We start from the raw sequence: 24,291 nt of genomic DNA, 5'->3' as shown, positions 1-24,291 counted from the left end.
ATGAAAACAGCAGAAACAATTGTGAGGATCGGATGCGGGGCCGGCTTTGCTGACGACAGGACAGATGCGGCGGTACCGGTGGTTGCTGCGCTCTCGCAGCTGGATGGTCCGCGCTTCCTGATTTTCGAAACCCTTGCTGAACGTACGCTGGCTCTGGCGCAGATAAAGCGGCGGAAGAATCCGGATGCGGGCATTGGTGCTGTGGAACGGTTTTTGCGCCCCATCCTGTCGGATTGCCTGAAATCCGGTATCCGCATTGTCAGCAATTTCGGGGCTGCCAATCCCCGTGCTGCCGCCCGCGCCATCCACAGGCTAGCTGAAGAACTGGGGCATCCGAAGGTGCGTATCGCCATTGTTGAAGGCGATGATGTGACCAGTATTTTTACGCCTCAGGAACTGGCCAGGCGTGAGATCGCGGCCACATATCTGAACGGCAAGGCACAGATTATTTCGGCCAATGCCTATATCGGGGCTCTTGAAATTGCGCATGGCCTTGATATGGGGGCTGATATCGTGGTCGCCGGGCGGGTGTCAGACCCCTCTCTGGCGCTTGGTCCCCTTGTTCACGCCCATGGCTGGCAGATGGATGACTGGGACAGGCTGGCATCGGGAACACTGGTCGGGCATCTGCTGGAGTGCGGCTCACAGGTGACAGGCGGTTATTTTGCGGATCCAGGCCTGAAAGATGTCCCCGATCTTGCGGAGGTGGGCTATCCAATCGCGGAGGTGCGGGCTGATGGCAGCTTTGTCATCACCAAGCCGGAAGGCACGGGCGGGTGTGTCAATGCCGCAACCGTGAAAGAGCAGATGCTCTATGAAATTCACGATCCGTCGGAATATATTACTCCGGATGTTGTTCTGGACATCACTTCTGTATCCATTGCGATGCAGGGTGAAAACCGGGTTTATATAAGAGATGCCAAGGGAAAGCCCCGCACTGATACATTGAAAGCCACTGTATGTCTCGACGGAGGATATCTCGCCGAAGGGGAGATATCATACGCAGGCCCCAATGCGGCAAGCCGCGGTCGTCTTGCCATTGATATTATCAAGTCAAGGCTGGCCAAGCGTCAGCCCGGGCTGGAAGTACGTGGTGATCTGATTGGAGTTGCCAGCACATTCAATGACAATGCTGGTTATTTTCTTGAACATAACTATATTCAGTCGCGGGATGTACGGGTGCGTATCACTGCTCAGTCTTTTGACAAAACTGTTCTTGAGCAACTTTTAGATGAGGTCAGGGCGCTCTATTGTGCGGGGCCCGCGGGTGGCGCGGGCATCCGGGTCCATCTGATGCCGCGGCTTTGGAGTGCATCCTGTCTGCTGGAACGCAACCGGGTCAAACCTTCCGTATATCTTGACGAGACTGCAAACCATGCCTGAAGTTGAACTGCATCTCCTCGCCCATGCGCGCGCCGGTGATAAAGGAAACAGGGCGAACATTTCCCTTATTTGCTTTGACCCTGCAGACTATGAACTGCTGCGCGATCAGGTCACGGAAAAAGCTGTTTCCGAACTGTTTTCAATGCGGCATCCTGTGTCTGTGCGGCGCTATGAATTGCCAAATATAGCAGCCTTCAATTTTGTTCTGGATGGTGTTCTGGAAGGCGGCGTCAATTCAAGCCTAGGATTGGACGGACATGGCAAGGCCCTTTCATTTCTTTTGCTTCAGATGAAGATTGAGGGTGATCCGTACTCAACATAAGGTTCTTGTATTTATGGTTCTGAATGCACCGCAGCGAGAGGTGGCCTCGTTTGTTTGGACAGGGCCCCGCGGCAATTAAGAACCCCTAACAAAACCTCGCGGGGTCGGCTGGCCGGCGATTTTGGCCACCTGCTGCGTCGCCGATCCTCGCCGATGCAACCAGCATCGACTGCGTTCGGCTCCTTGCAGGATGACCAAAATCCCTCGGCCATCCTCAACCCGGAGGTTTTGTTAGGGGTTCTAATACTACAGTTGCGTATTTTGAGTAATTATAGTTCCTTGTTGGTTAGCAAGGAAGGACATTGATGGCTGTTTCGGACTGGTCGGGATCGTTGTTGGCATGGGAGCGTGAGCTTTCGGCTCTGAAGAAGCATCTGTTTCCGGCGTTCGGCCGCCGCGAATTGCAAGAGACGGGAGCGGCCTTCATCGACGGCTTGCTGTCGGGCGCGGCGCGCAAGACCGGCTGGCTGATGGCGGAGGCGGCAGGCTTTGATCGTCCCTACCGGATGCAATCGCTGCTAGGGCGCAGCTCGTGGTCGGCGGACGCGTTGCGCGATCGCGTGCGTGACTACGCTATCGAAGCGCTGGGCGATGCGGATGGCGTGCTGGTGGTCGACGAGACCGGGTTTGTGAAGAAAGGCGAGCAGTCTGTCGGGGTTGCGCGGCAATATTCCGGCACGGCCGGGCGCATCGAGAACAGCCAGATCGGCGTGTTCCTGACCTATGCGAGCCGGCTTGGCCAGACGCTGATCGACCGACGGCTCTACCTGCCACGGACCTGGGCCGAGGACAAGGACAGGCGCATGAAGGCGCATGTTCCCGAAGACATTGCCTTTGCTACCAAGATTGCAATTGCCCGCGACATGATCGCCGCCGCGCTCGATGCACGGGTTCCCTGCCGGTGGGTGCTGGCGGATGCGCTGTACGGCGGCGACTACGGTCTGCGGCGCATGCTGGAAGAGCGCGGTCAGCCCTACGTGCTGGCGGTGCGTTCCAACCATCATCTGCGCTTCCTCACCCGTGAGGGACTGGTCATGGCCGATCCGAAGACTATCGCCGATGAACTGCCGGCGCGGGAATGGGCGATGCTTGCAGCCGGAGAAGGCGCTAAGGGGCTGCGGCTCTACGACTGGGCACGTCTGCGATTGCCATGGATCACCGATGAGGGCTTCGAGCGTTGGCTGCTGATCCGCCGCAACCGGAAGGAACCTGACAAGCGGGCCTATTATCTGGTCTTCGCGCCACAGGATACGTCGCTTGCGGAACTCGCCGGCGCGGCGGGCTTGCGCTGGACGATCGAGGAATGCTTCGAGCGCGCCAAAGATGAGCTTGGCCTCGATCACTGCGAGGCGCGTTCCTGGCATGGCTGGCACCGACACATGAGCCTTGTCATGGCCGCGCAGGCCTTCCTGGCAAAGCTTTCCGCCGACCTGAGGCGTTCCGCTTTCGATGGCCGGGCTTCAGGCAAACCGAACGAAAAGAGTCCAATGGCCGCAACGGCCGCCTGATGGCCATGGATGCGCTTCTGCCGAGCGTGCCTGAAATCCGCTACCTCTTGTCCAGATTGCTACTCGGACCCCCAATCGGCAAGGCATTTGTCCTCGCATGGTCACTCTGGAGACGGCAGCACCAGTGCTGTGCTGCCGTCGCTCACTATCGAAAACAGAATAATACGCAACTGTAGTACTAAGTGGATACCTGCCGGGTTATGCGGCCGCAGCCTGCGCTTGCGCGCCGAAGTAGGCCTCATCGGGCGTGCGACCGTCAAGGCTCGAATGCGGGCGGCCTTCATTGTAAAAGGCCAGATATCAGCCGATCGAGGTGCGTGCTTCGGAAACACAGGCATAGGCCCGCAAATAGACCTCCTCGTATTTGAAGCTGCGCCAAAATCGCTGGACAAAAACATTGTCGCGCCACGCGCCCTTGCCGTCCATGCTGATGGCCACCTTCGCATCCAGCAGCACGCCCGTGAAGTCGGTACTGGTAAACTGGGCGGATTCAACCGGTCGTCGCAACACTGGGTTATTGTCCAGATTTCAGATATTCGTTCAAGGCTTCTGTTGGTGTCTTCCAGGCAAGGGTTTTTCGGGGCCTGTTGTTCAAAGTGTGTGCTACGGCTTGAATCTCTTGCGCAGTCCAGCGCGACAGGTCGGTGCCCTTCGGGAAGTATTGCCGCAAAAGGCCGTTGGTGTTCTCGTTCGTACCGCGCTGCCACGGACTGCGGGGAGCTGCGAAGAAGACCTTCACCCCGGTCTCGCTCGTGAACCGAGCATGGTCGGATAGCTCCTTCCCACGGTCCCAGGTCAATGACTGCCGCAGTCGGGCAGGCAGAGGCTTCATGGTGTCCTTGAGCGCATTGGCCATGGCGACGGCCCCATAGCCAGACAGCGCCGGGCCGTTCTTCGTGCGTTGAACCAGACCATAACCCTTCTGACGAGGCAGATGGACCAAGCTGGTAAAGCGAGTCGAACGCTCGACCAGGGTTCCGATTGCGGACCGGTTCAAGCCGATGATCAGGTCACCCTCCCAATGTCCGGGCACCCCACGGTCTTCTACTTCTGCGGGGCGTTTGGTGATCATCACCGCGTCGCTGACGTGTGCCCATGCCTTGGCCTGAGCTCTGGCCCGCGGGATGCGCAACACCCGGCCGCGGCGCAGGCAGCCGACGAACTTGCGTTCGAGAGCACCGCGATTTTGGATGTAGAGGGCCTGATAGATGGCCTCGTGTGAGATGCGCATCGATTTGTCCTCCGGGAAGTCGATCTGCAGCCGATTGGCAATCTGTTCGGGCGACCACCCGTTAACCCATTGCCTGTCACCGCGATGTGGCTTGTTGCGCCCCTTGAACGGTGCCTGCTGAGGGCCTGCAATCTCACGGCCGTCAGGGGCTTGGATTTTACCAGCCAAACGGTCTTGGACGTAGTGTTGCAAACGTGGGTTCGTCACCAGCTTCGCCGGCTTTGGTCTTCTGGCCACCAGTTCCGCCTTCCATTGTGCGACCGAAGCTAGATATTCGAGCTTCCCGCCACGCGTTGCAGCGTTTCGTCTCAGCTCTCGCGAGACCGAGGATGGGCTACGCCCGATACGACGGGCGATCTCTCGCACCCCGACGTGTTGGGCCCACAGAAGTCCGATCTCCTCTCGCTCGATGAACGACAAGTATCTCTCGGATATGGGTCTCGACATGAACAATGGCATCCCGCCACGATGACGGAACCAGCGGGTGCCGACAACTTGCGACACCCCGACCGCTTCTGCGGCCTTCTCACTGGTGATCCCGGTCGCAATCTTTTCCCAGAACTGTCGTTCGATCTCACGACGAAGCGACGGTGCACCTGGCGAGCGCATTGCTCCTCGCCCCGTCAACTCCTGCATCCATCCCGCAGGTCGTCCCATGAACACCTCCATGATTGGAGTGTTGCGACGACCGGTTGAATCCGCCTATTGCGAGCCGGTCCGAATGATGAACGCAGTTGGGCGGAGGCTTCAGGCCTTCGATGGCGGTCAGGGCGGCCAGCGCCAGCCGCGCGTCGGCGGAACGGTCGATGGCATATCCGACCACCCGTCGCGATCGTGCATCCAGGACGATCGCGATGTATGCGAAGCCGCCAGCATCAGCTCGGACGAGATCGGGTTGCGCTTCTGCGGCATCGTCGACGAGGCTCCGCGTCCCTTGTTGATGGACATCCTCGAAGCGATGGCCGCGGGCCGGGGGCGTGACCCTCATGCCGGAGAATGCGGAGCTGACGACGGTTCAGGCCGCTGAAGTGCTTAACGTGTCCGGCCGTTCCTTATCAAGTTGCTGGGCAAGGGCATGGTCCCGCATCGGAAGGTAGGCCACGCACTGTCGCATCCGTATGGAAGACGTAATGGCTTACAAGGCGGCGATCGACCGTGAGCGCGAAGCCGCATCGGCCTGATGATCCGTGTCCACAGATCGCTTCTCCGTCTTGCAAGTCTACCGTCTTCCTGCTTTCCTTCGCCCTGTGCGCGGCTTTCCCGCGCTCCGACCACTACGGAAGCTCCGCCCTTCTTCGGCCGTTGCGGCGAGCCGAGCTCCGTTCCCGGTGGCCTGCTGCTGATTTTGTGGATGCAGATAAGATCGTGACGACTGCCTGACAGCGACATAGTCCGCATGCAGCAGGAGCTCATTGCCGACAACAAACCGCCCCCGAAATTTTTGCGCGACGGAAGGCACTCAATTCCCAGTTCTTCTGCGGCGAGGAATTCCGCCGCCATGATCTGCCTTCCACCGTTATTCGATGACGCGCTGGCGCCAGCGCATGGGCGAGAGGGCACGCTGTCGTTGTCTCGCATGCGAGTCCTGCCTGCTGTCGGTTACTCCTCGCTCGGGACGATATTGGCGGCCAGGAAGACTGCATAGCCTTGTTCATCCATCCGTCCCGCCGCGAGCGCGAGCACCGCATTCGCGGCATCCTCCTGCGTGGCCGTGAAATGGAAGCCGTTCAGTTCCAAAAACAGCACGCCGAGCACGAAACCTGTGCGTTTGTTCCCGTCGATGAACGGATGGTTTTTCACGATGCCGGCCGTGTACACGGCCGCGAGCCGCGCAATACCCGGGGCATCCGCATAAGCTGCATGCTGTTGCGGCCGCGCAAGCGCGGATTTCAGAAGGCCCTCGTCCCGCACGCTGGACGCGCCGCCGTGCAGCACCAGCAAGCGATCATGTAGGATCAGGGCTTCCCGCTCGTCTATCCAGACGAACGCCGTCATTGCGCCAGAACATGCAACGTATCGCTGTAGCGCCGCATGATGTCCTCGGCCTGCGCCATTTTCTTCTCGAAATGTGGATCATAGGGCACCAGCCGATAGCCGCCCTCCGGCGCTTCGATCAGATGCAACAGCGCACCGTCCTGCGTGTTCAGGCGCGAGATCACCTCCTTGGGAAGCACCACCCCGAGAGAGTTGCCAAACCTGCGTACTTTCAGCTCTACCATTGTGAAACTCCATCAAGTTATTACCATTGTAATAACTTTTCGAGACTCCGGCAAGCGCTTCGGGAAAGCCAGGAAACTTGAAATCATCCTGGGCGACCGCCACACCGAGTGGGATTGGGTCAATCAAAGCGTCGGCGGGCGCGATGGTAACTGCGGCCTCCTTGGCGCAGGGTCCCTTGTGGTTGAAGAGAAATTTCGTGTAAGGCGTGGCACCGAGACAGCGATAGAAATTGCAATATCGCTCGGTACCTCGTGGACATCATGCACACGCCTGCAGCGGAATTTTGCTGCTGCCGCATGCTCTCGAACTTGCTTCAATATGGCGTCATCTGGCATGGAACTCCCAGGGATCCCGCATCTATCGGAACCACCACCATGGCGCGCAAGCCCGCACTGTCCATCGAAACGCTGACCGAGCTTGGCGCGGAAAAGCTCGCGCGCCTGGTGCTTGCCGAAGCGGAGCGCAGCGCCCCATTCCGCAAGCTGGTCTCGGCAGCGCTCGCCGCCCGCAAGGGACCGGAGGCCATTGCGAAGATCATCGACCGTCGTCTCGGCGCCCTGGAAAAGACGCGCGGTTTCATCGACTGGGACAAGGCGCGGCCATTCCGCGACGATCTAGCGGCGACCGTCGCGACCATCGCCGGTGAACTGGGCGACGCATCGCCCCTGATGGCGGTCGAGCGCCTGCTGCGCTTCATCGCAACGCACGAGCCAGTGTTCGAGCGGGTGGACGATTCCTCCGGTTACGTTCAGGATGCCTATCATGAGGCGATCGCGGCTCTGGGTGCGCTCGTACCAAGACTGGAACCGCAGGACATGACCAGCTTGCCGGACAGGATCATGGCATCGCTCGGCGAAAGCAGCCATGGCTATCTGGTTTCCGTGGCGAGAGGTGTGGCGGGGCATCTGCCGAAGGACACGTTGCGGCGCTGGGACGCCGATCTCGACGCCCTGCAGCGCGAACGGGAAACAGAGGATGCAAAGACGAAGGACCGCTTTCGTTTCTCCAGTGCCTACCAGTATCGCAAGGTCCGGCAGATCATCGCCGATGTGCTGGGCGACCTCGACGGATTGATCGCGCTGGAGGAAAAGAAGCATCCGAACGTGTAGGACACGATCGGCATTGCCGAGCGCCGGCTGGAAGCGGGAAGGGCGCGTGAGGCGCTCGACTGGGTGCGCCGCGAGAAGACGGGTGGCCTGAAATATCTGGCCGCTGCCGATCGCGCCGACGGCTTAGGACCGCGGGATGCCTTGTTGCCGCGCCGCACGCACCTCGAGGCAGAGATACTCGAAGCACTCGACGAGAAGGACGCCGCGCAGTCTCTGCGGTGGGCGGCGTTCGAGAGTTCGCTCGACGCAGACACATTGCGGGAATACATCGCGGCATTGCCGGACTTCGAGGATTCCGCTGCGCTCGACCGGGCTTTCGCCCATGCCCTTGCATCACCGCATGTTCACGGGGCGCTTGCGTTCCTCGTTGAATGGCTGCGTCTCGATCTCGCCGCGCAACTGGTGATCGCCCGCCATGCCGAATGGGACGGCGGCCAATATTACATGCTCCCGCCGGTGGCCGAGGCGCTGGAGCACGATCATCCACTCGCCGCCGCCATCCTGTATCGCGCCTTGCTCGACGACATCCTGTCACGCGCCCGTTCGAAAGCCTACCCGCATGGGGCGCGCTACCTGGCAAGGCTCGATGCACTCGCCGCATCGAGGGACGCGGAAACCGAGAGACCGGCAGGCGTCGTCTCCCTTGCCGACTATCGGTCTGGTTTGCGGAAGACCCATGGCCGGAAATCCGGGTTCTGGGCACTCGTCGGCCAAGGACAGGCTGGATGGATCGGGTCGGCCGGAACATGCTGAACGGTAGCAAGCGGGAGAGTGTTGTATGAAATTGTCATCGACTTCTGGTTGGCACACAAATGGCACATGAGAAGGTGCTCATCTTTGAAAAATAAAGGAAAATGGCCTCTTTCCTTCAGGCTCATAACCTGAAGGCCGCAGGTTCAAATCCTGCCCCCGCAACCAAATCGAACCAAAGACCCCAGCAAACTCAATGAGTTGCTGGGGTTTTGTTTTTATGCCCTATTTCGATCCAGCAAAATCAATCACTTAGCATCGCAGGTTCAAATCAGGTGGCGTGCCCCCTGCAACCAATATGCGGCGAGGAAAGCCGCCGCCGCCAAGTCGGGCCGATCTTATCCGAAAGTTCGAAGCGTTAGCCAAAAAGCCGATGGCGTCGTTTCCGGTCACTCCAATCGGATGGAAGGAACCACGACGTTTCGGAGCAGCCGAAGTGCTAATCGGAGGCTGGTGCCGGGACGTCTAGGAGGGACTTTCCCGCGGCCCGCTGGCAGAGAGCTGTTTCCGCTCCGCGCCAATTGCCGACATTACGGCATTGCCGCGAAGCAGACGTTGACGGCTTATAATGTCGGAGACCCTCCAGCTCGCGCTACGCACCACCCTCGCGACGCTAGGCTTCACCGATTTCCTGAAGATCCACGCCGGCTGCTCACTCCATCATGGCGCGACCGAGGAGGAGGTAAGGGAGATCGCCAACATCGTTATCATCGTGGGAGGCCTCCCGTGTACGAACATGGCCTCTCAGGTGATCTCGGAGCTGGTGGCGGCCCGCGATGGCTGAAGCGAAAGGCGGTGCGTCAATCATCAGCCATATCGAACGTGTTATTCCGGCGAGTCAGGCAGTTGCGCCGGAGTCGAAGCCGCGAGGGCTGGCCGTGGCTGCGGCAGTTATTTCGGCTCTCGCGCTGATGGTCTCGTGCTAGCGAAGGAGCATGAGTTGATTCGGCCTCTCGCACGTGTGGTCGATGTGAATGGAGCCCGCTCGCCAATGGCCCCCCGATTAGCGGCCGGACAGCTGATCTAAGTGGATAAGTTGGCCGCGGCCCTTGCAAACGGCTCAAGATCTGATGGTGTCAGTGCTCACGCGATCGCCTGAAAGCCTGCCAATGACGCTAAGTCCTGAGAATCTGGTCGGCTATGTCAGAGCCGAGTTTGCCAAGGCTTCAAATCTCCGCGTCTGGCTCTTCTTCGTTCAGCTCGCCGTGGCGGTGCCGGGCGCCGCGTCGGTCGTCGCCGACGACAAACTTATCCTCTATGTTCTCGCAATCGCCGGCGCCGTACTAGCTGTCGCCTGGTGGGTGCTGAACAGCCTCTACACCGCAGCGCGAGACGCCGCTCAATCAGCACGGCGAGCCACATTGCTGGTGGCCGGACTGGATCGCCCCCTGTCGGCGCATGCCCTTCTCGCACTCAAGGAAAAGCTCACGGTCACTGAGGAAAAGGCCCGAAAGAACGAGAATCCCAACTACTACGCCACCCGCAATCCAGCGGGGCCCGGCCGTCTGGCGGAGATGATTGAGGAGTCCGCGTTCTACAGCGGGAAACTCCAGACTATCAGTGCTAACGTCATGCTTGGCGTGATCTTGCTGTTCGCAGTGATATTCGCCTGCATCGCGATCTTTGCTGCCCCGGTTGTCGCCAGAGACACTGCGATGACGGGACTTCGGGTGTTTTTGGCCATTCTGGTGTTCGTCATGTCGTCTGACGTGCTAGGAGCCTACCGGCTCCACAAATCAGCGGCCAAGGCCATCAACGAGGTCAGGATGCGTCTCGTGACCGCCGAGGGGCAAGACTACCCTGAGGCTGACGTCCTTCTGGCGATGGTCGACTACAACGCCGCTGTCGAAAGCGCGCCCGAGAGCGTGCCCTACGCCTACAAGTTCAGCGAGAAAAAGCTCAACAAGCTGTGGACGGAATATAAGGTCGATCGCGAAGCCGCACGTCAAGAAGGCTAGCCGGGGCAGATGAAGCACGTTGATCTATTCAATGACTTTCTCAAAGAGGTTGTAAATCTCAACACAACCCGGATAGGAGACCTTGAGCGCACCACTGAGGCCATCAAGAAGGCCGTTCGGGAATCCGAATGGGAGCCGACGATCTCCAGCTGGATGCCTCAGGGCTCCTGGGCGCACAAAACGATTATCAGGCCTGTTGATGCGGGAGAATTCGACGCCGACCTGCTGGTCTTCGTCTATCCGGTCGATGGCTGGAGCGCCGCGAAATACATCAACGAGCTGTATAATGTCCTGAAGGCCAATGCCACCTACGCCAACAAGGTTCGCAGGTGGTCACATTGCGTGACCATCACCTACGCCTCGGAGCAAAAGGTCGACGTGGCGCCGTGCATCATCAACCGGGATGGGTATCAGCGGCTTGAGGTGTGCAACCGCGACACCGATAAATTCGAACTGACAGAGCCCCGGCAATTCACGGACTGGATTATCGAGCGAAACGGCTACACTGGCGGCAACAGCTTCCGGAAGGCGGCCCGCCTCATCAAGTACCTGCGGGACATCAAGACCACGTTCACCTGCTCATCGGTGCTGCTGACGACTATCCTCGGTCAGCGGATCAGCGCATTCGACCAGTATGGCAGTGAGTTCGCCGACACCCCGACAGCGCTGAAGACACTTTTCAGCCGCATGGACGATTGGGCACAGGCAAACCCCAGCAAACCCGCAGTCAGCAACCCGTTTCTGAACACGGAGAACTTCGCCGACAACTGGACCGACAATCAGTACGCCAATTTCCGCGACGTGGTTAACCGCTACCGGGGCTGGATCGACGACGCCTATGCCGAGACTTCACGGAACGCGAGCATCGCTAAATGGCGGCGCGTTTTCGGCGAGGACTTTGCCAGCGACGTCGTGATCGAGACCGCCAAGTCCGTAAGCTCCACGGCGCTTGTGCATATCCGAGAGACTGCAGCGGCTGCCGTGCAGTTCGCCGGCGACTTGGTGATGGCGGTGAAGCTGTTTGGGTCGCGCGCGCTGCCGCCTGAGTTCAACCGCATGCCGCATATGAAGCAGCCCCGGTGGAAGGCTGCCTCAAACTCGGTCTCTGTGCAGGTCAGGGCGGAACTCTATCGATCGAAGGGGTTCAACAGGGTCGGACCGATCCAGTCGCTCGATCCGGTAGGGGCCGGCAACTGGATCCAGTTCACAGCGGTCACCTCGATGGGGCTCCCATTCCCCGCCAATGAGTTTCGGGTCAAATGGCGGATCACCAATACCGACCAAGCGGCCTACTCCGCACGGGCTTTGCGGGGTGATTTCTATGATTCAGATACCGCGAGCATCCGGTGGGAGCAACTGCAGTACCGAGGCGTGCACCTCGCTGAAGCCTTCGTCATCCGTAAGCGGGATGATGCCCTGGTTGGGCAGAGCGCGCCCTTTCGTGTCGTGATCGATGCGTAGGTTGAGGCGGACCACGCCCGCAGCAACTCTCCTCCACGCAGATTGCCGCACTAAAGGTTCGCGACAAACACCATTGATCTTAGTGGCGCCGCGGTGAAAAAATGGAATTTCTGGCGATCAGCCCAGTCGGCTGTTCGCCGATAGAACAGGGCGCACGACCGCGGGGGGGCGGCTGAATGGCGGAACAACGGGTCGGGCGTTACAGGTTGACGCGAAAAATTGTTCCCGGCGACCCCAAGCGGGGAATTCCTGACCTTTGGCAGGCGGAAGACCAAGGGGACCTATACTACGCCAAACTATGGACAAAAGGCCCTAGCGATAGCGCTGCAGTTCAAGCGCTATGGAATCGCGAGGTGCGCGGCCTCATGCGGCTCCAAGGCTATCCGGGAGCCTCCGAACTGTTCGTAAAGCTTCGTGATCTGGATTCGGACGAGAAGCAATTTTTTGCAATCCTCGACGGCGGGCGCAGGCAGGTCCTTGCCGATGTGTTGCAGAACCGAAGCCGATATCATTGGCTCCTGAACTTGGCCGAGGCAAGCCGACGTCGCCCGCTTTGGGAAGGGTTGCTGCGGATAGCCGAAGCGCTAGCAATCCTCCATCGAGAAGGCACGCTCCATCGCTCCCTTTCGTCATCTTCGGTTTTCGTTAGTCCGGATGGGCAGGGCGAATTTCGCCTGAGCGGGTTTGAATGGTCCTTGCGGCTCGCGGGACCCGATAGCGGCGCGTCAAAGGTCTTGCGCAAGAGCGCGTTCAGCGCTCCCGAGCTCGACAAGCCGGACGGCGAGTATTCCACAGCGACGGATTGGTATGACTTTGGTTTGACCGCCGCTGAACTTTTTGGTGTGCCTCTCAGGAACACCAAGAAGCGAGCCGCGCTGCCCGCGCTTATTGAAAACCTAACGAATCTCCGCGAGGCTGAGCGGGATATTATTCGGCGTCTGCTGGAAGAGAATCAGGAACAACGCCTCGTTGATGCTGAAGAGATCGAGCAGTTGCTGCGGCAGATCATCCGTGATCTTGGCGCCGTGACTTCCTCGTCCGGCAGGGGTCTACTAGTCGCTGTGCGCCTCAGCTCAGACCTGGACATTGCCCGGACGATCGAAGTTGTTTCTGAGGGGAAAGCAAGTGCGCATGACCCCGTCGCGCAGCGGGACTGGATACGCAGTGACCTGAGAGGCGACGTCCGTGTCATTGGTCGCACCGTTCCATCGCCGTACTATGTGCTAAAGGGCGAGAAGCTCGAGTACCGCGTTCGTAATTGGTCGGTTGACAATCTAACGACATGGGACATCGGCTTTTGCGACGGCATCGAACGGGTTCCTCGGATCAATTCGGATGATCAGCTTTTCAGCTTGGGCCAGCGCAAGCTGGACGTTCAGCTTTTTCCGCACGTTCGGAAGAACATTCGATCAGCGCGAGATAGGTCGGCCCAATGGGACAGGGTATTTCCTATCCGCGCTCAACGGACCGAGCTTCCAGATAATCTACGTACCGTGCACGAGTTTTTCCGAATTACACAACAGCTCGATACGGTACTGACCGTCGCGCAGATTTGTGCCGTTGACATCCTGGAGATTGATAAGGGCACCAACGACACGACGATCATCGTAACTCCAGTTCGAGAGCCTGAGCGAGCAGACTTAGCGCAGTTCCTCAATCTTGATCCTCCTCCAGAGCAGGTTCAGGACTGGTTCAAGCTGGGAGCAGAAGCGGTCTCTGCTGATGATGAGGAAGACCCAAAGCAAGACCGTTACTCATTCCTTGACCGGCACACGATCGGCAGTGACACCTCGACAACCACTTGGCGGTTCGTGCGAGCCAAACCCGACACGAAAGGGCCGCGCTACTATTTTCGAACTCAAGGCGCCGCCGCGGTCCGGGAGGGGCGGGCCTATCTGGCTCGAAATCACGGCGGGACACTTGCGCAAATCCGTCGAAGGCACAAAGCAATCGAGGATTTGCGACTTTTTGAAGGGCTGTTGCGCCTCGTCACATCCCCGCGTGAAGTGACACGCAACAATTCGGATGGCCTTCCGTCGCCGAAAGCGACGATACCGCTCGACGATTCCAAGCTCACAGCCCTTCAGCGACTTTGGCGGACTCAACCTTCTTTTGCCATCCAGGGTCCACCTGGTACGGGCAAGACAACGTTGATCAAAGCGTTTGCCGATCGACTCTTCGGTGTCGACTCAAGTGCGCAGATACTTATCACTGCGCATTCTCACCACACCGTAGATGACGTCCGCGACAAACTTTCAAAGGTCTTTGCTGGCCACGACAACCACCACCGACCTATTGTTCTGCGCTTAGGGGCCGACGATGGCGATGGCGACAGTTCGGAGATGGTCACTGAGGCCCTTCTCCGTCAGCTTAATGACAGCGATTTGGCGCGGCGATCGCCGGCGCACCTGCAGGACAGGCTGTCTTCCGCAGCAGACCATGGCAGCAGCAGGAGCCCAGACGCCGATACAGATGTCCGGACGATGCAGGTTCTGGTGCAAGACGCTGCCAACCTCACCTTTTCAACGCTCAATTCGCCTGAGCTGGCCGACCTCGCCGGCCGAGGCCGGCGTTTTGACTGGTCGATTATTGAAGAGGCAGGCAAGGCGCACGGGTTCGACATGGCGACCGCCCTGCAGGAGAGCCATCGACTGCTTTTGATCGGGGACCATCACCAGCTTCCGCCGTTCAATGTCCGACGCTTTACGGATCTACTCGGGGACCCCCTCAAGGTTCGGAAGGCAATACAGGGCGGCGCTCGATTTGCCCCGGGATTGGTAGATCCCTCACTGGTGGCGGACGATGAGGATCGGGACCCATTCATCGACCGCTGTGCGGAATGGGCGCGTATGGTCAAACTGTTTGAGACGATCTTTACGCGAAGCGCATCAGGTGGCGCGGAGGATTCGCCCGCTGCGATTCTGACCGACCAACACCGTATGCACCCGCACATCGCCCAACTGGTCGGGAGAGTGTTCTATCCTGACGAAGAGGGCGGAACTATTTTGCACTCACCGCCCGAAACGCACGATCGCTTCAAAGGTCCCACGCCCTTTACGATTCCTTCAACGTCCTGGCTGCCAGAGCAGCGAGTGGTTTGGTGCGATATTCCGTGGGAGCAAAAGGAGGAGTTCGCCGAAGGTGAGGTCGAAGGTCTCTTTGTCTCGAAACCAGAGGCCGAATTAGTGGTCAAGGTTCTTGAGCAGATTCATCCCCGTGGCGAGGAGCCCTGCGAGCTACAAATTCTGTCCCCGTATAACGGCCAGTTGCAGGCTATCAGAACAGCCGTCGAGCGAGCGTACGCGTCCGGCCGGCTCCCACACATGTTTAAGTCCCCATTTGACCTCGGCCATGGAAAAAGAATGGGCGCGACGGTCGACGAATTCCAAGGCTCTGAGGCTGACATCGTGATCGTTAGCCTTGTACGAAATAATGCCCTCGTTCCCTGGAAAAGCCTGGGGTTTCTTAAAGAAAAGAATCGAATGAACGTGCTGCTGAGCCGCGCAAAGCAGAAGCTCATCATCGTTGGAAGCTGGGACTTCTTTACGTCGCGATGTAACGCGACCACCAGTGAATATGATGAGCACGCGTATATTGGTCGGATGATGAAGGAGATGGCATCAGCGGAGAAAGCACACATCCTGTCCAGAGTGAGGGCAACTCAGTGAAATATCTCTATGTCCCGCTTTACAGGATGGCAGTGAGCTATCTCTACAGCTTTGGCCGCCGCTGGAGCCTCATTGAGCATATGCTCCTTATCGAGAGCACGGTGGCAAAGCACACGGCTTCTGAGCTCGCGGTGATAGCCAACGTCCCTCACAGGCTCGTCGTCGAAGCCTTGATCAATCTCTTGCGCGCCAATTGGATCGAGGTGCGAAGCGACAACGATAAGATCTACTTCGCCGCCACCCCGGCGGGGCAGAGACACGCCAAAGAGAGGACCCTTCCAGAGCGTTTACAAAAAAACATTCGCTGGGATTCCGTTTGCGTGGAGAGGCTGACAGGCCACTGGATGCGGGCCGACGACCTAGATCTCGTTTACGAGAGGGACCTTCCGGCTGATGCCGTCAGGCTTCCGGCACTCCTCCATACGTTCGAGCCCAATGATGCTGCCTTGCGAGACCTCTTTCGCTTAAACCTCGACGAGAGCCTGGAGCCAACGACACCGCAGTTTCGCACCCCGTCTTTGCCGTACGCCCGCGTTGGAATAGCTTTCAATGAGGTGCAGGCTGGCCTTCCTCCAAATGCTCCTCTTGGCTTGCGGGCCAGTTTGGTAGAAGCGTCGACAGAACTCATAGATGATGACAGCGCCGCCTATTCGGCGAAGTCGCATATGGTTCAGGAGGTGGCGCGGGACGCTCTCACCGCTGATGACATTATCGTCGGTGGCCCGGCTCACCTTCAGCTGCTTCGAGATTCGTTGGAGCGAACGAAATCAACAATCGTGGTCCACTCATGTTTTCTCAGCGCTGACACCCTTCGCAACCTACTGCCCGATTTCGAGCGTGCAGCAAGACGCAAGGTCCGGGTAGAGTTGCTCTGGGGTCTGCATGCGGATCCAGAACTTGGCGGGCCGCCCAGAAAATTTTCAGATGCTGCGGCTGTGCTTGCGGGACTGCCACCCGGTGCCAGGGGCCGAATCCGGCTGTCCTCACACTCGTCGGGATCTCACGCTAAGGTGCTGCTCTATGACGATCGCGACACCGGGCAATGGACCACGGTAGTCGGCAGCTGCAATTTTCTCTCCTCGGAATTCGATTGGCTGGAGGTATCGTTGCGGACACGCAGCGCCCTGTTCGCGTCGAAGGTGCTGAGTCGTTTGCTTTCTAACCAGCTTCCAGCAGTCGGCAATTGGAGTGCGACCGCGCGACAACTCAATCATATTTTGTCGGCGCTAAAGATGAAGACTCGCACTCACCCTGAAGTCGGTGAATACTCGCTTTCTATTATAACCGATTATGATCACTATGGATGCGTAACTCTCGCACGCGACCGTGCGTCCAAAGAGATAGATATTGCGTGTGATCTGTATGGCTTGTCAGCGGAGACGTCTGTGCTCGTCCCGATGGAAACGGCTGCATCCCGAGGGGTCGACGTCCGGCTCCAGTATACCCGCCCAAGCAAATTCCTACTTGAGGAAGGCCACGAGCCCGCACCAGCTGAAATTGCCAAACGCGGCATCAAAATTGTCCGCGTCGATGATGCCCACGCGAAGTACCTAGGCTGGGATGAAGACAATCTCGTGATCTCAAGTTTCAACTGGATGGCAACGTCTGTTGATGCGGGACGGGCACGTGGCGCCGAAATCGGCGCGCTGATCATGGGGCCGGGAATTCGTTCAACTCTGGTCGAAAAATTGCGTGATACGCGCGGCGAGAAAATGAGTCAGTCCGTCGGGTCCCTAGATGGGGTGATTCCGAGCTGATCGCACAAGGAGCGCCATTTGTGTGAGAGCTCGGGATTCAGTTTGTTAAACACGCCGGTTGAGAGTGACAAACCCGCTTGAGCCTTGCTCGTTTCGTAACGGATTAGAGTCTCGATGACGCGGGCACGAAACTCTTTACTGCTCAGATCCGAGGTGGATTGGATGAGCGCGTACAGATCTTCATAGAGGCGCTCCGCTCTTGAGCGAAGCCATTCCATGCGCACCCACCGTGAAAGCAACTGCTCGCTAAACAAGACCTGCGCGGCGACGGCCAGCAATTCTAAGTCCGTGGCGCGATAGACCGCGGCCCATAGCCAGGCGAGTATATAGACGCAAATGCGAGTTCGTTCGAAATGCAACATTCTCCCAAGAATCGATTTAGTGAAGAGCGTGTTCTCCAGAACAGATGCACCCATGCGGAGGAATGAATCGCCCTCAGGGGGGGGTATAATAGCCTTCGGACGGAGACGGGACGAGGGGAACGGAAAACGCATTGGAAACGAAGTCAGCAAATCGGCTCGAATGCGCACGAGACGCGAAGTACGTTCGTATCACGATGCCGCTTGCAAATATTCCGACGACCGCTACCACGAACGTAGCTTGAACTGCTCCATAAAACTTTGGTTGTGATGTCTTGTCGATAAGTAGTACTATGATCGATAGCGCTGCTGCGAGATAGAATGCAACGTCGGACACTCTTTCGGCAGCTCTTAGCGGAATATAGAATTCTGGTCCAATTGGATCGCTTCGTGTCACGACCTGCCCCTCACCATCAAACCCTGCCCCGTATCATATTTTTGCTGAGGAATTCGAGACTGTCACGACGAAAGGTAAAATCGAATCAGCACGGCCTCGGGATGCCTCGCTGGAAGGGGCCGACGAGATGAAGGGCTCAGATCAAGGCTTATAATGTGAGCCAATAAAAATCATTTCGCTGGTTAAAGCCCTGGGAGGCCGATGCTCCCTGAGCCACCAACGGGTCAGCTGTAGTCTCTCGTACTAGCTGAGTTGGCTGACTGAAAGCAGACGCTCCCAACGTCTGCAAGGGGTCAACTTTCGACACTCGGCATCCCACAAAGTGCGACCGGGAACACTGCTTCAAGCAGTGAGTTGATGCCGCTACGCCGCCTCCCACACGCGATTGAGGATTTGCGCGGCAAGCGCCGCCTTATCCTGCGGCAGGAAGCGCCCATAGTGCTTGGCCACCATGTCGGGCGTGTCCTGGATGGCATAGCTCGCCTGCTCATAGGAGCCGGTCTGCTTCAGGATATGGGTGGCGAGCACGTCGCGGACATTGTGCGGGCCGTGCGGCAGAAGACCCTTGATGGCGCCACGACCCGTATAGGGGTTGTGGATGCCGTACCGCTGGATGGCGATACGCCAAGCTTCATAGAAGGTGTTCTGGCAATAGGCCGCGTCCTTGCTGGTGAGCTTCACCGTCTTCACGAACAGCGTGCCGGGATCGGCGGCGTTTTTGAGCAGCGTTCTCCGGTGCCGGTCGATATAGGCGTCGAGATAGTGGTAGAGCCCGCCGAGATCCGGCAGGATCAGCCGGAACGGCTTGCTGCCGAAGAAAGATGAGTTGGCATTCTTGAACGCAACCGCGGGGATGAACACCTCCCAGCCGTGGTCACGGTCGTTCCAGCGCAGTTCGCCGCGCTTCAGTTCCGTGAGGCGACGCTCCGAGCTAGGAATGTGTCCGCGAGGACAAACGAGAAGCTGTCGCAGGTTCTTCTGGCGTAGCCCGAGATGCAGGCCGAGCCGGAGCATCAGGAAGGCTCGCACCGTCTCGGCAGCGGCGCGCGGGTAGCGCTTCTCGTCCGGCATAAGACGGATGACCTCCTCGGTGATCTTCCGATACTCGCCCACGGGGCTGTCGGCCTCCAGCACCACCATGATCGGCTCGAAGGGATCGCGATGGATCCGGGCCACGCGCTGCACCTCGCGCGCCCGGGCCAGTCCGTGCTTGTGCATCTGCTCGCAGGCGCCGGGCCAATTGGCTCGGACGGTGGCGATGTCACGCTCGGTGACAAGATTAGGGATCGGCCTGATCCGCTCGGCGAGCTGCGGATTTTGGCGCAACCAGCCCGTATCCACGCGGGTCAGGGCGACAGCGATGCGCAGCATGTCGACCTCCCAGGCGGTATAAAAACCGCGCCGGCGTTCACGCCACTGGATGTACCAATCCCAGACGACCGGGAAGACCAGAAGGCCGAAGGTCAGGCATTCCAATGGAACGCCGAAGCCAACAACGGCCCCGCTCGGCGCCGCCGCCAGGGCACCGAACATCAAGCCCAGATGCTCGATCCTCTGCGAGGCGGTTTCCTCGCCCCATACGCCACTCCGCTGATAGACGAAGGCGGTCAGCGTCGAGGTCTTGAAGCGAACGAGATCGGCCATCTCTTGCGCAAGCGGAGGCGGTGCATCGACGGCGGCCGCCGCCAGGTCAGGATCTGGCAAGGCACCATCGTCATCACGGCAAAAGCGGTAGAGACCGCGCGGACGCAGGGGTTCGCGTAGTAAGCCGGGGAAGCGGATAGAATAACGCTGCTTCATTGCCGCCGCTTGGAAGCGGCGATATTCGGTGGAGCCCGAGATTACTACCTTCCGCACCCATTCGAGGATCTCCTCGCGCTCCCGTAGCGTACGGCGGTCGAAATCCGCCGGCAGATGCCAGGCGAGCCGCCGCCGCTCGGCGCGGCTGACGCCAGAAATCATCCCCACTGAGGTACAGCGATCAGTGAGGGGAAGCTTCGCCCGAAAATAGCCGACCGTGAGCCGATAGCGTTTCTCAATGTGACCGAGGACCTCCAGGCTATGCGCCGCTCGAGGCACCTTGAGACCACGCCTCCACATCCGGATCGTGGTCGCGTCCACATGGCTCGTGACAAATGCAAGGGCCTTCGCCAGGTGTTTCGCACTGTCGCTATGCCGACGCATATGAAGATCGAGCGCGTCAGCGAAGGACACCGGATCGGTCCACGGCTTTCCGTCATCTTCTGGAAACGCGACAATCGGTTTGGCACGAGGGCCGCGCTTGCGCGGTGGTGGAGCAGGCTTTTCATCCACGAGGACCGGCGCCGTATTGGAAACAATGTTGGGCGTCCGACGCGTCGCGACACGCTTCGGCTTTATCCGGGCCGAGCCACCTCGCCGGGCAACCTCTCGGCTGAGCGCATCAAGGCCAGGCTCAAGAACCCCAGCTGCCCGCTTCAGGCCAGCATGATTGATCCCACAGGTGCCAGCGATTGTGATCCAGTCATAGTCGCCTCCAGCCTTTGGTGGCGGGATGTGCGCGGCCAAGAGACCGAGCAGATAGGTCTGAAAACGTCGGTGTCGCGGGGCGACAGGACACTAGCGGCGCGCTGCTGGCAGAACTTCACCAGCATGCGCGAGAAACTTGAACGAGGCATATTCGGTGGACTAAACGCAATGAGAAGGAACGAATCGATTCCGGATCGGGGCAGATTAATAAGGTTAGGAGAAAAGCCCCTTATCGATGAAGCGGGGCGGCATGTATTGCGTTTGGCGCTACGCGGGCGCTGCTCTGATCATAAAGAAATGAGGGTGACCGTGACCAACGAACGCGAGGAATATTCGATCTCAATGCTCCTGCCCGAAGCGGATGCAGCGATGATTGATCACGCAGCCGTGCTGCGCGGCTGGTCGCGAGCAGACTTCGTGTGTGACGCTGCCGTGCGTGCCGCCAAGGAAGTCCTGATGGACGATCGTCTGATCAGCACGAGTCCCGAAGGATATGCCGATTTCATGGAAATTTTGTCGGCGCCAGCTTGGCCGGTCGCAGAGATGGTGGAAGGTGATCAAACGATCTGCACCGTGGGAGCCTGGCTATGTCCGAAAAGGTGACATTGGACAGCAATAGCTTCTACGCAGCGCTGCGAAACAGTCCCCAGCGGGACGCTGTAGTCATCTGCGACAAGAGGGGATAATCCCTTGAATAATAACGCAAGTTAAGATGGTTGCGAGCCCCCGCAACCAATTCCAGCATAAATCACTCGAAATCAACGTGTGATCAAACGCTTAGGCCGCCAGAGGGCGGCCTTTTCTGTTTTGAAGCAGGCGGAATATCAGCCGTTTCGGCCATGCCGAAGCCCTGCGCGCTCAACGGCCGTTTTGATGGGATAGTGCAGCAGGAGATGATAGCCACCGCGCATCATCTTGATGCCGTAAGCGACGAGACGACGGGCCTTGTTCTTGCGCGGATCGACTTCCCAATCCTCTTTCGTGCCCCTGAATCCGAGAAGAACTTTGGCGATGGTGCGGTAGCTCTCACCGTGCAGGCGGGCGTCCAAGGCTCGCAGGGACAAGATGTGCCATTGGCGGAGTTGGGCAGGCATGGTCCGAAACTCCGGCCCCGGCCGGCGGCCTTCAACGGAGCGCCAGAACCGCCGCGCAGCATGGCATCGCAGTTCGTAGAAGGCATCCAACGGCAAGAACGTGCCGTAGAAGGCCGTTGCGTCGGGAGTGGAGCGCGGCAGCCACAGTTGATGCGCAATGCCATCGGCCTGCCAGATTCCGTGCCATCCGTCAGCCGCGGGGCGGAGTTCGAAGCCGGACAGATGCGCCAGTGTAATATAGGCCCCGTCACCCTGCCACGATGCTGCACCGGGGATAGTTGAATGGCTCGCGGCTGTAGGCTCGGTATCCAAAACAGAGATTGCCGGTCAGGTGGGGTTTCGGGATCACATGGGAAATCGCAAACCCCAACGCTGCGAGAATGTTTCCAGTTGAGCCGCGTCCGGTTCCTTTATGCGGGCAATGGTCTGGAAGTCGCAGTGATAGTCTTCATGACGACGAAGATACTCCCACGCGAAATCAGCAGGAAGAATGACCTTTTCGTAGCCGTAAGCCGATGTCGCGCGCCAATCAATACTCAACATGACGTGCCCTCCCATCTATTGGCGATCAACCATCGGTGCTGAATGCCATAGCCGCCGCATCGCGTTAGGCCCGGACACTCGCGGCTCGATCTATGAACCGCACTCCCGATCTCGGTGGGAAAGGTGATGATGCCATCTTCATTTTATTGTGTATGTGCATCTGGCGACGATTTGCCTGCCAGTTGGGACCGTAACTGAGCGTTTTCTGCTTCTAGCGACTTCAATCTCTGCCTGATGGGTTGCAAGGCGCTGGCCAGTTCCGTTTCCGTGAAGCGCGGGACGATATGCTGAGGACAATTCCAGTCGAAGTTTTGCAGACGCAGCCGGATGATCCTCTCGACCTTTCCGTTGGCACCATCGAGCACCTTTTTAGTTATGACAGGGTCGGCATCGAGAGCGATCACGTCTGCATGCACGTACATCTTGAGCCGGGCTCGGCGCGGATAGTCCATCAGAAACAGGCAGGCTTTGCTGTTCGCGGACAGATTGCCAATGCTGAGATACTGAAAATTGCCCCGATAGTCCGCGAACGCCAACGTCCTGTCGTCCAGAAGCTTCAAGAAGCCTCGGGGTCCTCCGCGATGTTGGATATAGGGCCAGCTCGTCTCGGAAGTGGTCGCCATGTAGAAACTGTCCCGATCTGCGATAAAGGCAGTCTCCGCTTCGGTGAAGCGATAAAATTCGCGCCTGCCTTTGAAGTTTTCCCACATGTGCGCCACGCCGAGCGCTTCTTGCACCGCCCTTACAGCAGGGGCCACTGCCACTTCCAGAAAACCAAAAGCCATGTCATCTCCAGCCGTGCTTGCCCGTCCTCATGCGATTGCTTTGTGAGCCTGAGTGGCCCCGTGCTTCGTTTGCGCCCGGTCTGGAAAGCGAGCGCTGCCGCCGCGAGCAGCGCGAACACGCTTCCGGTCCACATCGCAACGGCGGGGTCATCGCCGAAGGCGCTGATCGTGCCTGCGCTTACGGCGGTGCCGACGGTGATGCCCAGCGTGATGACCGACATGTGGACGGTCGCGACGAGGTTCCCGCTGCCCCCGATCTCCACGACGCGGGTGACCAGCGGCGGGTTCATCGTGACCCCGGCAAGGCCCACGATCAGGACCATCGTGAGCACCAGAGGCTGACTCTCGCTGGCGATGGCGAGCACGCCCAGCGAGACGAAGAGCAAGGCGTGGCCGAAGCGCAGCACGCCGACAGCATGATTGTCAGCAAGCTTTCCGACGATGAGATTCCCGACGAGCGAACACAGTCCGTAGGCAAGAAGTATCAGCGTGGTCGCATCCGTGCTGAAACCGGCGTTCTGTTCCAGAAGTGGTGTGAAGTAGGAGAACGCTGCATATGCCGAACCGATGGTCAGGAAGCTCACGAGATAGCGCGACCAAAGCCTGGGCAGTCTGAGATTGCGCAGGTCCTGCGCACTGTCGTCGGCAGAGGCCGCGCTTCTGTCGGGGAGCGTCAGAAGACTCAAAAGAAAAAAGAGAAATGCCGCCGCACCGAGGACGTAGAATGTTGCCTGCCAATTCCATCGGCTGGCGATGAAATGAGACACCGGAAGACCGATGACGATGCCAGCCATGATGCCGCTGAGGACGATCGAGACAGCCTCACCGATCTTGCTCTGGCTCGGCGCAAGCCTGGCCGCGTAGGCGACGGACAGTCCGACTGCGGCCCCCGCGAGACACCCGGTCAGGACACGCATAAGAGCGACCCACCAGCAATCGTGCACCAGAGGGACGAGCAGTTCCGGGATTGCGTAGGCGGCGACCACCGTGAGTAGCGCTTTTTTGGGTGGAAGATGGCGCAACGCATAGGCGATCACTGGCCCGCCTAGGGCCATGCCGAGTGCGAAAAATGAGACGAGCAGCCCGATCCTGCCGGTATCCACGCCAAGATCACGAGCCATCTCGGGCATTATGGCCGGAACTTGCAACTCGCTTGCGACCACGATCAGGATGGTCAGCGCCAACAGGAACAGGTGTCTTTTCATAGTTGGCTCCTCTTTTTCAGGCTGTGCTTTTTG

At 58.8% G+C, this 24,291-nt stretch carries 18 protein-coding genes and 3 pseudogenes; 11 read left to right on the top strand and 10 right to left on the bottom strand.

What is annotated here, in order from left to right; translation table 11 throughout:
• The 3 genes from ACFFJ7_RS17565 to ACFFJ7_RS17555 all read left to right on the top strand — a co-directional run bounded on the left by ACFFJ7_RS17565 (window position 1) and on the right by ACFFJ7_RS17555 (window position 3,213).
• Window positions 1–1,383 carry an acyclic terpene utilization AtuA family protein gene (locus ACFFJ7_RS17565; protein WP_377594040.1) on the top strand — a complete coding sequence of 461 codons (1,383 nt, stop codon included), beginning with the start codon at window positions 1–3 and terminating at the stop codon, window positions 1,381–1,383.
• On the top strand, window positions 1,376–1,705 hold the full coding sequence (locus tag ACFFJ7_RS17560) for an AtuA-related protein (protein ID WP_377594039.1): 330 nt from the start codon (window positions 1,376–1,378) through the stop codon (window positions 1,703–1,705). The genes ACFFJ7_RS17565 and ACFFJ7_RS17560 overlap by 8 nt, the downstream gene beginning before the upstream one ends.
• Window positions 1,706–2,010: 305 nt before the next feature.
• Window positions 2,011–3,213, top strand: coding sequence for an IS701 family transposase (locus ACFFJ7_RS17555; protein ID WP_377594038.1), 1,203 nt, complete (start codon window positions 2,011–2,013; stop codon window positions 3,211–3,213).
• Window positions 3,214–3,411: 198 nt separating this feature from the next.
• Here the strand turns inward: ACFFJ7_RS17555 and ACFFJ7_RS17550 are convergent.
• Window positions 3,412–3,705 (bottom strand): annotated as a pseudogene (locus tag ACFFJ7_RS17550) (integrase core domain-containing protein); the annotation flags it as partial.
• A gap of 22 nt (window positions 3,706–3,727) precedes the next feature.
• Window positions 3,728–5,080 (bottom strand): IS30 family transposase, encoded by a 1,353-nt coding sequence (locus ACFFJ7_RS17545; protein WP_377594067.1) that lies wholly within the window; start codon window positions 5,078–5,080, stop codon window positions 3,728–3,730.
• Window positions 5,081–5,099: 19 nt separating this feature from the next.
• Here ACFFJ7_RS17545 and ACFFJ7_RS17540 point away from each other — a divergent pair, with 19 nt between their 5' ends.
• Window positions 5,100–5,471, top strand: coding sequence for a hypothetical protein (locus tag ACFFJ7_RS17540; RefSeq protein ID WP_377594070.1), 372 nt, complete (start codon window positions 5,100–5,102; stop codon window positions 5,469–5,471).
• A 572-nt stretch (window positions 5,472–6,043) separates the two neighbouring features.
• Here ACFFJ7_RS17540 and ACFFJ7_RS17535 read toward each other — a convergent pair.
• Together ACFFJ7_RS17535 and ACFFJ7_RS17530 are read right to left on the bottom strand one after the other, a co-directional pair.
• Complete coding sequence (locus tag ACFFJ7_RS17535; RefSeq protein ID WP_377594037.1) at window positions 6,044–6,439, bottom strand: type II toxin-antitoxin system death-on-curing family toxin; 396 nt, start codon at window positions 6,437–6,439, stop codon at window positions 6,044–6,046.
• Window positions 6,436–6,663 (bottom strand): AbrB/MazE/SpoVT family DNA-binding domain-containing protein, encoded by a 228-nt coding sequence (locus ACFFJ7_RS17530; protein WP_377594035.1) that lies wholly within the window; start codon window positions 6,661–6,663, stop codon window positions 6,436–6,438. The genes ACFFJ7_RS17535 and ACFFJ7_RS17530 overlap by 4 nt, the downstream gene beginning before the upstream one ends.
• Window positions 6,664–6,924: 261 nt before the next feature.
• Between ACFFJ7_RS17530 and ACFFJ7_RS17525 the strand changes: the two are divergent.
• The 6 genes and pseudogenes from ACFFJ7_RS17525 (at window position 6,925) to ACFFJ7_RS17500 (ending at window position 17,367) form a co-directional block, all read left to right on the top strand.
• Window positions 6,925–8,526: pseudogene (locus ACFFJ7_RS17525) on the top strand (DUF6880 family protein).
• A gap of 565 nt (window positions 8,527–9,091) precedes the next feature.
• On the top strand, window positions 9,092–9,307 hold the full coding sequence (locus ACFFJ7_RS17520) for a carboxymuconolactone decarboxylase family protein (RefSeq protein ID WP_377594034.1): 216 nt from the start codon (window positions 9,092–9,094) through the stop codon (window positions 9,305–9,307).
• A 286-nt stretch (window positions 9,308–9,593) separates the two neighbouring features.
• Window positions 9,594–10,481, top strand: a complete 888-nt coding sequence (locus ACFFJ7_RS17515) for a hypothetical protein (RefSeq protein ID WP_377594033.1) — start codon at window positions 9,594–9,596, stop codon at window positions 10,479–10,481.
• A gap of 9 nt (window positions 10,482–10,490) precedes the next feature.
• A complete protein-coding gene (locus tag ACFFJ7_RS17510) occupies window positions 10,491–11,942 on the top strand; it encodes an SMODS domain-containing nucleotidyltransferase (protein WP_377594032.1) in 1,452 nt (483 codons plus the stop codon).
• 176 nt (window positions 11,943–12,118) lie between these two features.
• Window positions 12,119–15,610: an AAA domain-containing protein gene (locus tag ACFFJ7_RS17505; RefSeq protein WP_377594030.1), complete on the top strand. Its 3,492-nt coding sequence runs from the start codon at window positions 12,119–12,121 to the stop codon at window positions 15,608–15,610.
• A gap of 32 nt (window positions 15,611–15,642) precedes the next feature.
• Window positions 15,643–17,367, top strand: a complete 1,725-nt coding sequence (locus ACFFJ7_RS17500; protein ID WP_377594029.1) for a phospholipase D-like domain-containing protein — start codon at window positions 15,643–15,645, stop codon at window positions 17,365–17,367.
• On the opposite strand, the gene ACFFJ7_RS17495 is transcribed toward ACFFJ7_RS17500, so the two are convergent.
• Together ACFFJ7_RS17495 and ACFFJ7_RS17490 are read right to left on the bottom strand one after the other, a co-directional pair.
• The gene (locus ACFFJ7_RS17495) at window positions 17,328–17,783 is read right to left on the bottom strand and encodes a hypothetical protein (protein WP_377594028.1); all 456 of its coding nucleotides are present in this window, start codon (window positions 17,781–17,783) and stop codon (window positions 17,328–17,330) included. The two genes, ACFFJ7_RS17500 and ACFFJ7_RS17495, sit on opposite strands and share 40 nt — an antisense overlap.
• A gap of 703 nt (window positions 17,784–18,486) precedes the next feature.
• Window positions 18,487–20,756, bottom strand: a pseudogene (locus tag ACFFJ7_RS17490) (hypothetical protein).
• Here ACFFJ7_RS17490 and ACFFJ7_RS17485 point away from each other — a divergent pair.
• Window positions 20,755–21,234, top strand: a complete 480-nt coding sequence (locus tag ACFFJ7_RS17485; protein WP_377594027.1) for a type II toxin-antitoxin system TacA family antitoxin — start codon at window positions 20,755–20,757, stop codon at window positions 21,232–21,234. The pseudogene ACFFJ7_RS17490 and the gene ACFFJ7_RS17485 overlap by 2 nt on opposite strands.
• A 221-nt stretch (window positions 21,235–21,455) precedes the next feature.
• Here ACFFJ7_RS17485 and ACFFJ7_RS17480 read toward each other — a convergent pair whose 3' ends face one another.
• The 4 genes from ACFFJ7_RS17480 to ACFFJ7_RS17465 form a co-directional block, all read right to left on the bottom strand.
• Window positions 21,456–22,037, bottom strand: a complete 582-nt coding sequence (locus tag ACFFJ7_RS17480) for a DUF2285 domain-containing protein (protein ID WP_377594025.1) — start codon at window positions 22,035–22,037, stop codon at window positions 21,456–21,458.
• Window positions 22,038–22,070: 33 nt separating this feature from the next.
• Window positions 22,071–22,268 (bottom strand): transcriptional regulator domain-containing protein, encoded by a 198-nt coding sequence (locus ACFFJ7_RS17475; RefSeq protein ID WP_377594022.1) that lies wholly within the window; start codon window positions 22,266–22,268, stop codon window positions 22,071–22,073.
• Window positions 22,269–22,411: 143 nt separating this feature from the next.
• Complete coding sequence (locus ACFFJ7_RS17470) at window positions 22,412–23,053, bottom strand: pyridoxamine 5'-phosphate oxidase family protein (RefSeq protein ID WP_377594019.1); 642 nt, start codon at window positions 23,051–23,053, stop codon at window positions 22,412–22,414.
• Window positions 23,011–24,258, bottom strand: coding sequence for an MFS transporter (locus tag ACFFJ7_RS17465; protein WP_377594018.1), 1,248 nt, complete (start codon window positions 24,256–24,258; stop codon window positions 23,011–23,013). Before ACFFJ7_RS17465 ends, ACFFJ7_RS17470 begins: the two co-directional genes overlap by 43 nt.
• Window positions 24,259–24,291: the final 33 nt, after the last annotated feature.

Source organism: Pseudochelatococcus lubricantis (genome assembly GCF_042432495.1).
GTDB classification, from domain to species: Bacteria; Pseudomonadota; Alphaproteobacteria; order Rhizobiales; family Beijerinckiaceae; genus Pseudochelatococcus; species Pseudochelatococcus lubricantis.
This window is presented reverse-complemented; position numbering and strand designations above follow the sequence as displayed.

Bases quoted from the DNA above. Each gene is read 5' to 3' on its own strand.
- ACFFJ7_RS17565 (WP_377594040.1), top strand. From the start codon at position 1: ATGAAAACAGCAGAAACAATTGTGAGGATCGGATGCGGGGCCGGCTTT.
- ACFFJ7_RS17560 (WP_377594039.1), top strand. From the start codon at position 1,376: ATGCCTGAAGTTGAACTGCATCTCCTCGCCCATGCGCGCGCCGGTGAT.
- ACFFJ7_RS17555 (WP_377594038.1), top strand. From the start codon at position 2,011: ATGGCTGTTTCGGACTGGTCGGGATCGTTGTTGGCATGGGAGCGTGAG.
- ACFFJ7_RS17545 (WP_377594067.1), bottom strand. From the start codon at position 5,080: ATGCAGGAGTTGACGGGGCGAGGAGCAATGCGCTCGCCAGGTGCACCG.
- ACFFJ7_RS17540 (WP_377594070.1), top strand. From the start codon at position 5,100: ATGAACACCTCCATGATTGGAGTGTTGCGACGACCGGTTGAATCCGCC.
- ACFFJ7_RS17535 (WP_377594037.1), bottom strand. From the start codon at position 6,439: ATGACGGCGTTCGTCTGGATAGACGAGCGGGAAGCCCTGATCCTACAT.
- ACFFJ7_RS17530 (WP_377594035.1), bottom strand. From the start codon at position 6,663: ATGGTAGAGCTGAAAGTACGCAGGTTTGGCAACTCTCTCGGGGTGGTG.
- ACFFJ7_RS17520 (WP_377594034.1), top strand. From the start codon at position 9,092: ATGTCGGAGACCCTCCAGCTCGCGCTACGCACCACCCTCGCGACGCTA.
- ACFFJ7_RS17515 (WP_377594033.1), top strand. From the start codon at position 9,594: ATGGTGTCAGTGCTCACGCGATCGCCTGAAAGCCTGCCAATGACGCTA.
- ACFFJ7_RS17510 (WP_377594032.1), top strand. From the start codon at position 10,491: ATGAAGCACGTTGATCTATTCAATGACTTTCTCAAAGAGGTTGTAAAT.
- ACFFJ7_RS17505 (WP_377594030.1), top strand. From the start codon at position 12,119: ATGGCGGAACAACGGGTCGGGCGTTACAGGTTGACGCGAAAAATTGTT.
- ACFFJ7_RS17495 (WP_377594028.1), bottom strand. From the start codon at position 17,783: ATGGGTGCATCTGTTCTGGAGAACACGCTCTTCACTAAATCGATTCTT.
- ACFFJ7_RS17485 (WP_377594027.1), top strand. From the start codon at position 20,755: ATGCGCGAGAAACTTGAACGAGGCATATTCGGTGGACTAAACGCAATG.
- ACFFJ7_RS17475 (WP_377594022.1), bottom strand. From the start codon at position 22,268: ATGTTGAGTATTGATTGGCGCGCGACATCGGCTTACGGCTACGAAAAG.
- ACFFJ7_RS17470 (WP_377594019.1), bottom strand. From the start codon at position 23,053: ATGGCTTTTGGTTTTCTGGAAGTGGCAGTGGCCCCTGCTGTAAGGGCG.
- ACFFJ7_RS17465 (WP_377594018.1), bottom strand. From the start codon at position 24,258: ATGAAAAGACACCTGTTCCTGTTGGCGCTGACCATCCTGATCGTGGTC.